Annotated in this window: 10 protein-coding genes; 4 read left to right on the top strand and 6 right to left on the bottom strand. The window is 35.5% G+C overall.

Features of this window, described 5'->3' with window-relative positions:
• Positions 1-2: 2 nt before the first annotated feature.
• Both ACIQ0M_RS03605 and prfB read right to left on the bottom strand, forming a co-directional pair.
• Positions 3-929 carry an AraC family transcriptional regulator gene (locus ACIQ0M_RS03605; protein WP_396149809.1) on the bottom strand — a complete coding sequence of 309 codons (927 nt, stop codon included), beginning with the start codon at positions 927-929 and terminating at the stop codon, positions 3-5.
• Between the two features lie 130 nt (positions 930-1,059).
• Positions 1,060-2,155, bottom strand: a protein-coding gene (gene prfB, locus ACIQ0M_RS03600; RefSeq protein WP_156900315.1) for a peptide chain release factor 2 whose coding sequence is annotated in 2 segments (ribosomal slippage) — positions 1,060-2,091 and positions 2,093-2,155 — 1,095 coding nt in all. Because the reading frame shifts where the segments join, the coding sequence is not laid out codon by codon here.
• Between the two features lie 295 nt (positions 2,156-2,450).
• On the opposite strand from prfB, the gene ACIQ0M_RS03595 reads away from it, so the two are divergent.
• Positions 2,451-3,476 (top strand): threonine aldolase family protein, encoded by a 1,026-nt coding sequence (locus ACIQ0M_RS03595; protein ID WP_396149807.1) that lies wholly within the window; start codon positions 2,451-2,453, stop codon positions 3,474-3,476.
• 11 nt (positions 3,477-3,487) lie between these two features.
• Here ACIQ0M_RS03595 and ACIQ0M_RS03590 read toward each other — a convergent pair whose 3' ends face one another.
• Complete coding sequence (locus ACIQ0M_RS03590) at positions 3,488-3,811, bottom strand: YbaB/EbfC family nucleoid-associated protein (protein ID WP_396149805.1); 324 nt, start codon at positions 3,809-3,811, stop codon at positions 3,488-3,490.
• A gap of 141 nt (positions 3,812-3,952) precedes the next feature.
• Here ACIQ0M_RS03590 and ACIQ0M_RS03585 point away from each other — a divergent pair, with 141 nt between their 5' ends.
• Together ACIQ0M_RS03585 and ACIQ0M_RS03580 are read left to right on the top strand one after the other, a co-directional pair.
• On the top strand, positions 3,953-6,013 hold the full coding sequence (locus ACIQ0M_RS03585; protein ID WP_396149803.1) for a S9 family peptidase: 2,061 nt from the start codon (positions 3,953-3,955) through the stop codon (positions 6,011-6,013).
• Between the two features lie 76 nt (positions 6,014-6,089).
• Positions 6,090-7,130: a PLP-dependent cysteine synthase family protein gene (locus ACIQ0M_RS03580; protein ID WP_396149801.1), complete on the top strand. Its 1,041-nt coding sequence runs from the start codon at positions 6,090-6,092 to the stop codon at positions 7,128-7,130.
• 43 nt (positions 7,131-7,173) lie between these two features.
• Here the strand turns inward: ACIQ0M_RS03580 and ACIQ0M_RS03575 are convergent, their stop codons facing one another.
• Positions 7,174-8,106, bottom strand: a complete 933-nt coding sequence (locus ACIQ0M_RS03575) for a homoserine kinase (RefSeq protein WP_396149799.1) — start codon at positions 8,104-8,106, stop codon at positions 7,174-7,176.
• Positions 8,107-8,187: 81 nt separating this feature from the next.
• Complete coding sequence (gene thrA / locus ACIQ0M_RS03570; RefSeq protein WP_396149797.1) at positions 8,188-10,635, bottom strand: bifunctional aspartate kinase/homoserine dehydrogenase I; 2,448 nt, start codon at positions 10,633-10,635, stop codon at positions 8,188-8,190.
• Positions 10,636-10,905: 270 nt separating this feature from the next.
• On the opposite strand from thrA, the gene ACIQ0M_RS03565 reads away from it, so the two are divergent.
• Positions 10,906-12,402, top strand: a complete 1,497-nt coding sequence (locus tag ACIQ0M_RS03565) for an NAD(P)H-hydrate dehydratase (protein ID WP_396149795.1) — start codon at positions 10,906-10,908, stop codon at positions 12,400-12,402.
• A gap of 81 nt (positions 12,403-12,483) precedes the next feature.
• On the opposite strand, the gene ACIQ0M_RS03560 is transcribed toward ACIQ0M_RS03565, so the two are convergent.
• On the bottom strand, positions 12,484-13,863 hold the full coding sequence (locus tag ACIQ0M_RS03560) for a TlpA family protein disulfide reductase (RefSeq protein WP_396149793.1): 1,380 nt from the start codon (positions 13,861-13,863) through the stop codon (positions 12,484-12,486).
• Positions 13,864-13,936: the final 73 nt, after the last annotated feature.

Raw genomic sequence — 13,936 nt, 5'->3', positions numbered from 1 at the left:
GATCAGCCGTTCACATTCATCAATTGGTATTGTTTTGGGGTAACGCCTTCGTATTTTTTAAACACCCGAATAAAGTAATTGGCATCTTCAAATCCGGTGGAATACGAAACCTCCGAAATATTAATTCTGGGGTTATTTAGCAAATTTTTAGCAAACTTAATCTTTTCATTGAGGATAAACTCAATCGGACTCATCCCTAATTCACGTTTAAAATAGCGATAAAAAGAGGTGGTGCTCATGCAGGCTTTATCACTTAGTTCTTTCAGACTGATTGTGTTTTGAATGTTTTGTCGAATATATTCCACCACAATCGTAATCGGATTGTTGCTGTCAATCAATAGATGATTGTTAATCGCTTTAACTGTTTGCGATTGAATGATGCGAACTAAAAGTTCCTGTAAGGTTAAATCGGCCAATGCATCTTTGGTAATCGATGTACTCATGCATTCTTTGATGAGTTTGTTGATGGTTGAGGCCAATTCTAAATTATTATAAAAGAAATAGTTTTCATAATCCAATTTCCAGAAGTGTTTTTGACCTTCTTTTGGATAGCGTTCGTTTAAAAAATCGAGGGTTTCTTTTATTTTAAATTGATCGATGGCTAAGGCTAAACATTGGGTTGGATTGTGTTGCGTGGCCTCCGGGAAATCAATTTTCATTTCAACATTTGACGGAATGATGACAGTTTCACCCGGCAGATACTCAAATTCAGGGTCTTCAAAAAGGTGCATTACTTTTTTGCCCCGCAACATACTGGTCACCACTAAATCATTAAACTTTAAGGGAACTTTAATGCTTTGCTCGTACGTTTCGAATAAGTTTAACTCACAGTTATTCAAGGAATAAACTGTTCTGTTCTCGACTAATGTTTTAAGTGATTTTTCGTGCGTTAAGGCGGGCGTTTGTAAGGTTACCTTAGAATGATTCATGCCAATACTTTTAATAAAAGTAGCAAAAAAAACGATACATCACACCTTTTTTTACTCTTTTTAAAATCAAGCAACTAAGATAACCCTCTTAACATACCCTTTTAAACCTTTAAACTTCTAAACTCTTAAACTACTCCTCTTTCTGTCCCATCATCATCAAATACGCTTTCAAAAACGCATCAATTTCGCCGTTCATTACGCCTTCCACATCACTTGTTTCGTGAGCGGTTCGAACGTCTTTGACTAATTTATAGGGATGCATCACATAGTTTCGGATTTGTGAACCCCATTCAATTTTCATTTTTCCCGCTTCGATGTCGGCTCTTTGAGCCATTCGTTTATTCAACTCAATTTCGTATAATTGGGAACGAAGCATTTGCATCGCCCGTTGACGGTTGTCTTGTTGCGAACGCGTTTCAGAGCATTGAATTTGAATCCCGGTTGGTTTGTGAAACAACTGTACTTTCGTTTCTACTTTGTTCACATTTTGTCCACCCGCACCACTCGAACGAGAGGTTATGATTTCTAAATCGGCCGGATTGATTTCAATTTCAATCGTATCATCCACTAACGGATACACATATACGGAAGCAAAAGAAGTATGGCGTTTGGCGTTACTGTCAAACGGTGAAATACGCACCAATCGATGCACACCATTTTCTCCTTTAAGGTAACCAAAGGCATAATCACCTTCAATTTCAAGGGTTACGGTTTTGATTCCGGCCACATCGCCCTCCTGAAAGTTCAATTCTTTTACTTTGTAACCTTCTTTTTCGGCCCACATGAGGTACATTCGCATGAGCATCGAAGCCCAATCACAACTTTCCGTACCACCGGCACCGGCAGTGATTTGCAACACGGCACTCAGGTTGTCGCCTTCCTCAGAAAGCATGTTTTTGAACTCCAGGTTTTCAATTAAGGTATTGGTTTGCTCAAAAACAGTATCTACTTCTTCCTCAGTAGCATCGCCGTCTTTGAAAAATTCAAAAACCATTTGTAATTCTTCCGATAAATTGACTGCTTTTTGGTAATCTTCTACCCATTTTTTCTTGGAACGCAAGTCGCGAACCACGATTTCAGCTTCTTTCGGATTGTTCCAAAAGGTAGGGTCAAAGGTTTTTTCTTCTTCGTTGGTAATTTCTATTAACTTCTTATCGATGTCAAAGATACCTCCTCAACGCACCAAGGCGTTCTACAATACCTTTAATTTGTTCGGTATTTGTCATAATTGTTGTAGTTTTGTTTTTTGCAAAGGTAGGGACAAGATGTGAGTTGTCCTAATCAAAAAGAAAAGTGATTTTTTACCATAAATAATAATGAGCTTTGTCAAATTAAAAATAGAAATTCTATTGATTTAATGATTGGCTAATACTTAGATTTTAAGGTGATTATTTTGTTTAAACCATATAAGGCATATAAGGTATAAAGGTAAAAATGAAGTTAATATAAAGTACAAATAAGAAAAAGAATTTAAGCAATACAGTGTTTTACGCATGGAAATAAATTTAATAAGTGATACCGTTGGAAATAAATTTAATAAGTGATACCGTAACCAAGCCTTCTTTAGACATGTTAAGGGCGATGTTTACGGCAAAAGTGGGTGATGATGTATTCAAACACGACCCTACGGTTAATGAATTAGAAGCCTATACGGCTGCTTTTTTTGGGATGGAGAAAGCCTTGTTTTTTCCTTCCGGAACGATGGCGAATCAAACGGCTATTAAATTACATACCCAACCTGGAGAGCAATTGATTGCCGATAAATATGCCCATATTTTTAACTATGAAGGAGGAGGTGTTTCCTTTAACAGTGGGGTTTCCTGTCGTTTGTTGGAGGGTCATCGCGGGATGATTACGGCAGACCAAGTGGAAGCCGCCATCAACCCACCAGATTTTTACCATAGTCCGTTAACCACATTGGTTTCCTTAGAAAATACAACCAACAAAGGAGGAGGAGCGTGTTATGAAATAGAAGATTTAATTGCCATTCGTAAAGTATGTGACCGTCACGGATTAAAATACCATTTAGACGGAGCTAGGTTGTGGAATGCCTTAGTAGCCAAAAACCAAGACCCGTTGCAATTCGGGATTTTGTTTGACACCATTTCGGTTTGTTTTTCCAAAGGAATGGGAGCACCGATTGGTTCCGTTTTGTTGATGAGTGAAAAGGATTATCCCAAAGCTCTACGCATTCGAAAAGTGTTGGGTGGCGGCATGCGACAAGCCGGTTATTTGGCGGCTGCGGCACTTTATGCGATGGAACACAACATTGAGCGATTGACAGAAGACCATCGACGAGCAAAGGAATTAGGGGAAGTGTTATCCAAAACCAATTGGGTACAATCGGTGGAAGAAGTAGAGACTAATATTGTGATTTTTTCCGTTTTACCGCACATCAAAGACGAATTGGTCATTGAAAAATTAAAACAGAAAAACATTTCCATCAGCTCGTTAGGCAAAGGAAAACTGCGAATGGTTACCCATTTGGATTACAAGGAAGTGATGCATTCGTATGTGATGGAAGCATTGGAGAAGATGGTGTTTTAAAAATAAATTAGTTATTTAAACCTATCCATACCCGGAATATTCGGCATACCTTCTTTGGCAACGGCAGCTAATTCGGTTTCATTTACGTTCGTAGCTTTTTCAATGGCTTTGTTCATAACCAAAATCAAATAATCTTCCAATTGTTCTTTGTCTTCTAACAAAGTGGGATTGATTTCGATTGATTTTACGGTTCGGTTTGCTGTTAGCGTTACCTTTAAAAGCCCGTCATTGCTTTGTTCGTCTATTAAAACGTGGTCTAAACGTTTTTTCGTTTCTTCAATTTTTTGTTGGGTTTCTTTGAGTTTCCCCATCATACCCATAAGGTCTCCAAACATGTTAATAATTTTTATGATTTGTGAACTGCAAATGTAGTATATTGCATAGTTTTGAATAACTATTTTTTTATGAATTATAAATTAAGTCTAAGTTTTATTTGTGTTATTTTTGCAACTTCTTGTGAAAAAAAAGAGACATCTATGTCAGATACAATTCTACCGCCAATTACGGCCAAAAAAGATACCGTTTTAGAAAAGCACGGTGATAAGCGAATAGATTCCTATTATTGGTTAAACGACCGCGAAAATCCTGAAGTTATTCAATACTTGAAAGACGAAAATGCGTATTACGAAAAAATGACGGCTCATACGCAAACGTTGCAAAAAGATTTGTTTGAGGAAATGAAGGCGAGAATCAAAGAAGACGACGAGTCGGTTCCGTATTTATATAATGGATATTATTACATTACACGATTTGAAAAAGGTAAAGAATATCCTATATTTTCAAGAAAAAAAGGAAGTTTAACTGCCAATGAAGAAATTTTGTTCAATTGCAATGAAATGGCAAAAGGGCATTCTTACTTTAATTTAGGAGGATTGAATATTAGTGAAGATAATAAATTGGCCTCTTTTTCAACTGATGTGGTAGGTAGGAGAATTTATACTTTACAAGTTAAGAATTTAGAGACCGGTGAGCTTTTGGCAGACAAGGTTGAAAATGTCTCCGGTCCAGCTGTTTGGGCTAATGATAACCAAACATTATTTTATACAACTCAAGATAAAGTGACTTTGCGTTCAGATAAAATTCACAAACATGTTTTGGGTGGAGATGCTAAAAAGGATGAGTTGATTTTTCATGAAAAAGATGAAACCTACAACGTTTATGTTGCCAAAACTAAATCCAAGAAGTTTTTAGTAATTAACAGTAGTAGTACCTTGACATCTGAATACCAGATTCTAGATGCAAATAAACCTTCTGATAAATTTAAAGTTTTTCAACCTAGAACGAGAGGATTGGAATATAACATTTCACACTTTAAAGATCACTTTTATATCGTAACAAACAAGGATAAAGCGACTAACTTTAAAGTGATGAAGACGCCCGATAATGCCACTGCGAAAGAGAATTGGGTGGATGTAATTCCACATAATGATTCTGTTTTGATAGAGGGAATTGAAATTTTTAAGAATTATTTGGTTGTTGAAGAACGTTCGAATGGTTTAAATAAAATTCGCATCATGCCTTGGGACAAAAGCGGTGATTACTATTTACCGTTTGAAATTGAAACCTATTCTGCTTCGATAGGAACTAATGTAGATTTTGATACTGATGTATTGCGTTATGGCTATCAATCGTTGGCCACACCCTATTCCGTGATCGATTTCAACATGAAAACCAAAACCAAAGAAGTCAAAAAAGAGTACGAGGTTTTGGGTGGAAAATTTGATAAAAATAATTATCAGGAAGAAAGAGTTTGGGCTACAGCCACTGATGGAACAAAAGTACCGATTTCTGTCGTGTACCGTAAAGGAATGAAAAAAGACGGAAGCAATCCGTTGTTGTTGTACGCGTATGGTTCGTATGGCAATTCAATGGAGCCTAATTTTGATTCTACCATTTTAAGTTTGTTAGACAGAGGTTTTATTTATGCAATTGCCCACATCAGAGGTGGTGAAGATATGGGTAGACAATGGTATGAAGACGGAAAATTGCTGAAAAAGAAAAACACGTTTACTGATTTTATTGATTGTTCAAAATTTATGATTGAACAAAAGTATACAAGTCCAAAACATTTGTATGCTCAAGGTGGTTCTGCCGGTGGTTTATTAATGGGAGCTGTGGTGAATATGGCACCGGAATTATACAATGGTGTGTTGGCGGCTGTTCCATTTGTGGATGTGGTTACAACGATGTTAGATGAAACGATTCCGCTAACTACAGGCGAGTATGATGAATGGGGTAATCCGAATGATAAAGTATATTACGATTATATGAAGTCGTATTCACCTTATGACAATGTAAAAGCACAAGATTATCCGAATATGTTGGTTACCACCGGATTACATGATTCACAGGTGCAATATTGGGAACCGGCAAAATGGGTAGCCAAATTAAGAACGTTAAAAACAGATAAAAATTTATTATTTTTAGACACAAACATGGATGCAGGACATGGAGGGGCTTCAGGCCGATTTGAAGCTTTAAAAGAGCTTGCAAAAGAGTTTAGTTTTCTTTTAGATTTAGAAGGAATTGAAAAGTAAAATTTTTTTTTATAAATTTGCAAGGTTTTAAGGTTTCCAAAAACAAGAGAAGTTTGCCTTGACTAACATATTTTTTATGAAAGAACAGATAAAAGCTTATAATAGTGTATTGGATTTAATAGGGAATACACCGTTAATTAAACTCAATAGAATCACAGAGAATTTAGAAGGTAATTTTTATGCAAAGGTTGAGTCTTTCAATCCAGGACATTCAACAAAAGACAGAATTGCTCTCTACATTATTGAAGAAGCTGAAAGGCAAGGAATACTTTCTCCGGGAGACACTATTATTGAAACTACCTCAGGAAACACAGGTTTTAGCTTGGCGATGGTGAGTATCATCAAAGGGTATAATTGTATATTAGCGGTTAGTTCAAAATCATCACGCGACAAGATTGATATGTTGAGAAGTATGGGAGCCAAAGTTTATGTTTGCCCCGCTCACGTATCAGCAGATGACGAACGATCTTACTACAATGTTGCAAAACGCTTACACGAAGAAACAAAAGGTTCTATTTATATTAATCAATATTTTAATCAGTTAAATATTGATGCTCACTACAAGTCTACCGGTCCAGAAATTTGGGAACAAACAGGCGGACAAATCACCCATTTAATTGCTTGTAGCGGAACGGGTGGAACTTTATCTGGTGCAGCCAAATTTTTAAAAGAGAAGAATCCAAATATAAGAATTCTTGGTGTTGATGCCTACGGTTCAGTTTTGAAAAAATACCATGAAACCAAAGAATTTGACAGTGAAGAAATTTATCCTTACCGCATTGAAGGTTTGGGAAAAAATTTAATTCCTACTGCTACTGATTTTGATGTAATTGATAAGTTTATCAAAGTAACAGATGAGGAAAGTGCTCATACGACAAGAGAAATAGCTGTGAAAGAAGGCTTGTTTGTCGGTTACACTTCCGGTGCGGTAGTACAAGCCATCAGACAATTTGCTGAAGAAGGAGAGTTTGATGCTAACTCAAATGTGATTGCCATTTTCCCTGACCATGGTTCACGTTACATGAGTAAAGTATTTAGTGATGAATGGATGAACGATCAAGGTTTCTTTGATAGTGTGAATATGGAAGAAGTACAGAAAATAGAATTCATTAAATAATTACTGTTTTTAATATTCGATTATAGTAGAGCTCCAAGTTGTATTACTTGGAGTTTTCTATTTTTAAAACTCCGGTATCACTTACCTTTGAAACATACACATCAAATCCAATGCCTGTTTTGGTGTAGATTTGTTTCATCTGATTAGCCACATTTTCAGCGGTTTCTTTTCCTTTGCTCATCGCAAAAATAGAAGGTCCCGAACCGGAAATTCCACAGCCTAATGCACCATTTTCTATGGCTACTTTTTTTACTAAATCAAATTCCGGGATCAAACTTTTTCGATAAGGTTCGGCAACTACATCTTGCAAGCATCGACTCATCAAACCATAATCTTCGGTATATAATCCACTGATGAATCCACCCAAATTCCCCCATTGCGTGACGGCTGTTTTCAATGGAATCTCTTTTGGTAAGACTTTCCTAGACTCTGATGTTTTTACTTCAATATGAGGATGAATAATGGTTAAATAAACATCCTTCGGACTTTTAATTTTGATAACTTCCAACGGATCATAACCACGAACCAATGTAAATCCTCCCAAAATGGCTGGAGCTACATTGTCGGCATGATAACTTCCGCTGGCTAAAAATTCGCCTTCCATCGCAAATGGAATCAACTCTTTTCGAGGTAACGGATCGCCTAAGATTTCATTGATTCCCACTACAACTCCTGCTGCACTGGCTGAACTGCTTCCAATTCCGCTTCCGGCTTTGATTTTTTTGTGGATTTCAATCTCCAATCCAAACTCTAAATCCAAATGATTTAACAAGGCCATTCCGGCCACACCGGCTACGTTTTTTTCGGTTTCCAAAGGCAAATCAGCTCCGGTTATTTTTGTAATCCGAAGTCCTTTTTGATCACTTTTTCGAATTATCATTTCGTCCCCAATGCCTTCTAGACATAAGCCTAACACATCAAATCCACAGGATAAGTTGGCTACGGTGGCGGGGCAGAATATTTTTATTTGGTTCATTTTTTTAGGTTCTGAGGTTCTGAGGTTCTGAGGTTCTGAGGTTGCTTTGTACCTTAGAAACTTAGTGCCTTAGTACCTTTATTAAACATTTCCAATCCGTATCACATCCGCAAAAATACCCGAAGCAGTCACAGCAGCACCGGCACCGGCTCCTTTGATAATTAATGGCTGGTCCACATAACGATCGGTGAAAAATTCAACAATATTGTCTTTTCCTTCCAAATTATAAAACGGACTTTCCTTTGGAATGAATTGCAAACCAACACTGGCTTTTCCGTTATCGAATTTAGCGACAAATTTCAATCGGCAGTCTTTTTCTTTTGCTTCTTTTAATAATTTTTCAAAATGACTTGCATGTTTGGTTAAGGATTTGAAGAAGTCTTCATTGTTGGTAGTATCCATACATTCTTTGGGTAAGAATGAAATATTTTCGATGTCTTCCATTTCCATTTGATAACCGCTTTCGCGAATGAGAATCAGAATTTTGCGAGCGACATCCACACCACTTAAATCAATTTTTGGGTCAGGCTCCGTGAATCCTTGGATTCCGGCTTCTTTCACCACATCATGAAAATTGTAGGTTTCACTAAAATTATTAAAAATAAAGTTTAAGCTTCCGGATAAAACCGCCTGAATTTTATGGATTCGATCTCCGGAAGCTATCAAATGTTTTAACGTATCAATAATGGGTAAACCGGCACCCACATTGGTTTCAAACAAAAAAGGAGCATTGTACTTTCGCGACAAGCGTTTTAAATTCAAATAATTATCGTATTCTGATGAACAAGCAATTTTGTTGCAAGTTACTACTGCTATATTTTTACGAAGATACTGTTCATAGGTTTTAGAAACTTCAGCATTCGCAGTAATATCTACAAAAATACTGTTGCGAAGGTTGAGGGCTTTTGTTTTTTCAATAAAGTCTGCTTTTGAAGCTTTTTCACCACCATCTAAAGCTGTTTTCCAATCTTTTAAGGCAATTCCTTCTTCTTCAAAAACCATTTTTCTGGAATTGGAAAGGGCAATTACACGCAAATTTATTTTTAAATTTTCTTTTAAGAATTTCTTTTGTTGGTGAATTTGTTCAATGAATTTTTCACCTACATTTCCAACGCCCATTACAAACAAATTCAACTGTTTGGTTTGTTCTTCAAAAAAACGTTCGTGTAGCGTATTCAACGCTTTTTTAACATCATTTTCATTGATTACCACAGAAATATTTCGTTCCGAAGCACCTTGAGCAATGGCACGAATATTCACATTGTTTTTTCCCAACGTACTGAACATTTTCCCACTAATTCCTTGGTGGTTTTTCATTTGTTCACCAACCAAAGCCACGATACACAAATCTTTTTCTACCACACATGGATTGATTTTTTGTTGTGCAATTTCCAATTCAAAGGTTTTATCAATTGAATTTTTTGCTAAATCGGCATCGGCATTCAAAATTCCGATACAAATGGAATGTTCTGATGAAGCTTGTGTGATGAAAATGACATTGATGGCATGATTGGAAAGCACCTCGAACAACCGCTTTGAAACACCGGCAACACCCACCATTCCTGAGCCTTCTAATGTAATAAGACTGATTTTATCAATATGCGAAATTCCTTTAATCGGATTTCCGTTTGGATTGGATTCTGAAGAAATAAACGTTCCATAAGCTTCCGGTTCAAAGGTATTTTTTATCCAAATCGGGATGTTTTTGCTTAAAACCGGTTGGATGGTCGGGGGATAAAGCACCTTAGCACCAAAGTGTGACAGTTCCATCGCTTCTTCATATGTAATTTTCTCAATCGGCTGAGCTTGTTTTACGATTTTCGGGTTGGCGGTAAACATACCATTCACATCTGTCCAAATTTCTAATTCATTGACTGAAAGGGCAGCGGCTACAATTGCAGCGGTATAATCAGAACCACCTCTGCCTAAAGTTGTGGTGTTATTGCTCATGGATGAAGCAATAAATCCGGGAATAACAGTCACTTGTGAAGCATTATCTGAAAAATAATTGCGGATATTTTTGTTTGTGATTTCAAAATAAACTTCGGCTTTTCCAAAGTTATTGTTGGTTTTGATCAATTCACGACTATCTTTAAAAGTACTATTTGCCGACTTTTGTTTCATCGCTTCAGCAATGATGTAAGAGGAAAGTAGTTCTCCAAAACTGACAATCATATCCGATGTTCTGGCGGTTAATTCACCCAACAAATAACAGCCATCTAATAAAGTTTCTAGTAAAGAAATATTCTTTTTACAATAGTGTAACAAAGCTGTTTGTTCGTTTGCCGGAATTAATTCTTTAATGGCTTCGAGGTGTTTTTTTTCGATTTGCAAAACGACATCTCGGTACGAATCATCTTTTGAGGATGCTTTTTGTGCAGCGGATAGAAGCAAATCGGTTACACCACTGAATGCAGAAACAGCAACAATCAGCTTATCTTCTCTAGACTTTTGTTCAACAATTTCGAGAACTAACTTTATATTTTTAGCATTGGCAACCGAAGTTCCTCCGAATTTTAATACCTTCATTTGATTATTTTTTAATGGAATACATGAATTTTATTTTATTCTTTCGAATAAGCAAAGCTTAGGATGATATGTGAAAATTATACCCCGAATGGGGTTGTAGTTGTAGAAGATGTGCCAAAAGAATATCCGTTCAGCGAATTGAAGGAAAGATTTAAATAAAATATGTTCTTTTGTGATTTCATCTGAAACAAATGTAATAAATTTACGTAAAGAAAAAAGTAAATTCAAACTTTTACGAATACTTCAATAAACTTTCTATTCCGATAACAGATGAAAATTTTTAATGCAGAAAAAATCAAAGAACTTGATAAATTGACAATTGAAACTCAAAAAATCACTTCGTTGGAATTGATGGAAAGAGCTGCCTTACAAGCCTTTTTGTGGTTGGTTAACCATTTTCATGATAAAAAAACAGTTTATCATATTTTTTGTGGTGTGGGAAACAATGGCGGAGATGGCTTGGTGATTGCCCGAATGTTGAAACAAAATTATTTTGAGGTGCATGTTTATGTTGTGCCTTTCAGTGAAAAGTTTTCGAATGATTTTGATTCAAACTTAGAGCGATTAAAAGAATGTAATTTAACGTATGAAGTTATAAATGCTGACTCTGAATTTCCTGATATAGCAGAAAATCATATTATTATTGATGCCATTTTCGGTATTGGATTGACTAGAGTAATGGACAGTTGGTTGCAATTACTTATTCAAAAAATTAATTATCATCAATCTTTCACCGTTTCGATTGATATTCCTTCTGGATTGTTTTTAAATCAAAAAACGAATCTTGCCATACATTCTGATGTTGTGTTAACTTTTCAATTACCGAAGTTGGCTTTTTACCTCCCTGACAATGAAAATTTTATAAATGAAATAGTGCTTCTACCCATTGATTTGGATGAAAAAGCAATTGAGTTCATTCCATCGAATTATTTTTATACAAATTTGAATGAAATTAAAAAGCGATACAAACCCATTTCAAAATTTTCGCATAAAGGCACACAAGGGCATGTTTTATTAATCGGAGGATGTTTCGGAAAAATAGGAGCAATGGTTTTGGCTTCTCAAGCAGCTTTACGTTCAGGATGCGGTTTAGCAACTGTTTTTATACCTAAATGTGGTTATGAAATTTTGCAAACAGCTACACCGGAAGCTATGGTTATTACGGATGAAGACTACCATAAAATAAGTAATATTGCATTTAATTTTCAGCCCAAAGCGATTGGAATTGGGATGGGTATTGGTCAAGATGCAGCAACAGCAGCGGCTATCTTTGACTTTTTAAAAAATAATTCCATTCCGTTGGTGATTGATGCCGATGCACTGAATATTCTTTCGGAAAATAAAGAATGGTTGAGTTTATTACCAAAAAATTCCATCTTAACACCGCATCCCAAAGAATTAGAGCGATTGATTGGAACTTGGAATGACGATTTTGACAAAATTGAAAAAGTAAAAGCATTTGCCAAAATGTATCATTTAGTGGTTTTAATCAAAGGTGCTTTTACCTTAATTATTGATGAGAAAAACGTGTTTGTGAATTCTTCCGGAAACCAGGCTTTGGCAACTGGGGGAAGTGGCGATGTGTTGTCCGGAATGATTACGAGCTTTCGTGCTCAAGGCTATTCTGCTGTTGATGCTGCTCTTTTAGGCGTTTATTTTCATGGACGAACGGCTGATATTGCTATGAACGATATGGGTTATGAAGGTTTTATAGCTTCGGATATTATTAAATATTTGGGGAAAGTATTTTTGGAGTTAAAAAAGTAAACCATTAAGAAATTAAGGAAAATTAAGTTGACTAAATCTTAATGCTCTTCAATGTCTTAATGGTTCAAAAAATGGTTTATACTACAAACCAACTTCCTTAAGCAACTCTTTTAATTTAGCATCTGAAGGTCTTGGAGCATCTGCATTTACGATTTTACCTTCGGTATCAATTAAAATAAATCTCGGGATTCCGTCGATAGCATATTTTTTTACAAATTCCGATTCCCAGTTATTATCTGCAAACAATTGAATACCTTTCAATTCTTTATCAGCCAACATTTTTTTCCATTTTTCATGGTCTTTTTTATCATCAATTGAAATGCTTACAAATTCGATATTTTTTCCATGGTATTCTTTCTCAACTTCTTTTAAAGCCGGAATTTCTGCAATACATGGTCCACACCAAGTGGCCCAAACATCAATGTAAACGAATTTTCCTTTTAAACTTTCCAATGAAGTTTTTCCACCATTTATATTTTCATAATCAAAAGAGGGCGAGGGCAAGCCTTTGGCAAGATTTTTTACAATTTCAAATTTTTCAGTTAGTTTCTCTTTGTATTTTTTATCAATAGAATAACTAAGCATTTCTTTGTAAACAGCTTCTAAATTTGGAGTAGTCCCATTTAATTCATAGAACATATTTTTAACTAATTCGCTTTGAATCAGTTTGCTTTTAATTGTTTTTAAAGCCGCAAACCCTTTTTCGATGGGTGTTTTATCCGATTGAGGACCATCATACATTTTTTTAGAGAAGAAACCATTGCACAAATTTCGATAGGAAAAAGAAAATTTAAACAAATTTTCGTTATCCATAGAGAAATCATCTTTTGCTAACGGAAAGCTTTCAGAAGGTTTGAATTCACGATTATCTATAAAATAGCCATGATAGGATGGATATTGTTCATACATTCTCAAGACGTGATAATCGGCATCTAATTTTTCATATTTAACGAAATGCTCGTTGGTAAGTTTTTCTTTTTCTAAAGCTGCCAAAATCACTTTTTTATAGGATTCATTTTTGTCGATGAACGTTTTTTCATCCAGTGTAAATAAGATTTTAGCATTTTCCATATCTTCCAAATCGCCATAAACCGAATCAATGATATGGGTTTTCTTCAACATAAAATTATTTTCGTCAGAGCCATTTCCTTTGAAAATAAATGATTTTTTAAAATCGGAAGCATCATTTTCAACATTCAATTGAAATCCATTTTCTAAATAAATGAAACGCTGCTTTTCATCGTTTAAAACCAATGAATACAGTCCGTCGTAATCCAATTGAAGCGTATCGGAAAATGTACCATCAGCATTAAGATTGATTTCTTTAGAAAAATTCAACCCTTCTAATTTAATGCTTTTAGCGTCTAAGTTGGTAATTTTACCGGATAGTAGGGTACCAATTTCTTTATCTTGACAAGAAATAAAGCAAATTGCGGTCAGTAAAGCAATAATTTTTTTCATTCTGTAAATAGTTTAGATTCTCAAAAGTAAGCAATTCATTTTTTATTTGTTATTAAAAAAACCACAATTATGT

It is taken from the genome of Flavobacterium sp. (genome assembly GCF_044339515.1).
GTDB lineage: Bacteria > Bacteroidota > Bacteroidia > Flavobacteriales > Flavobacteriaceae > Flavobacterium.
This window is presented reverse-complemented; position numbering and strand designations above follow the sequence as displayed.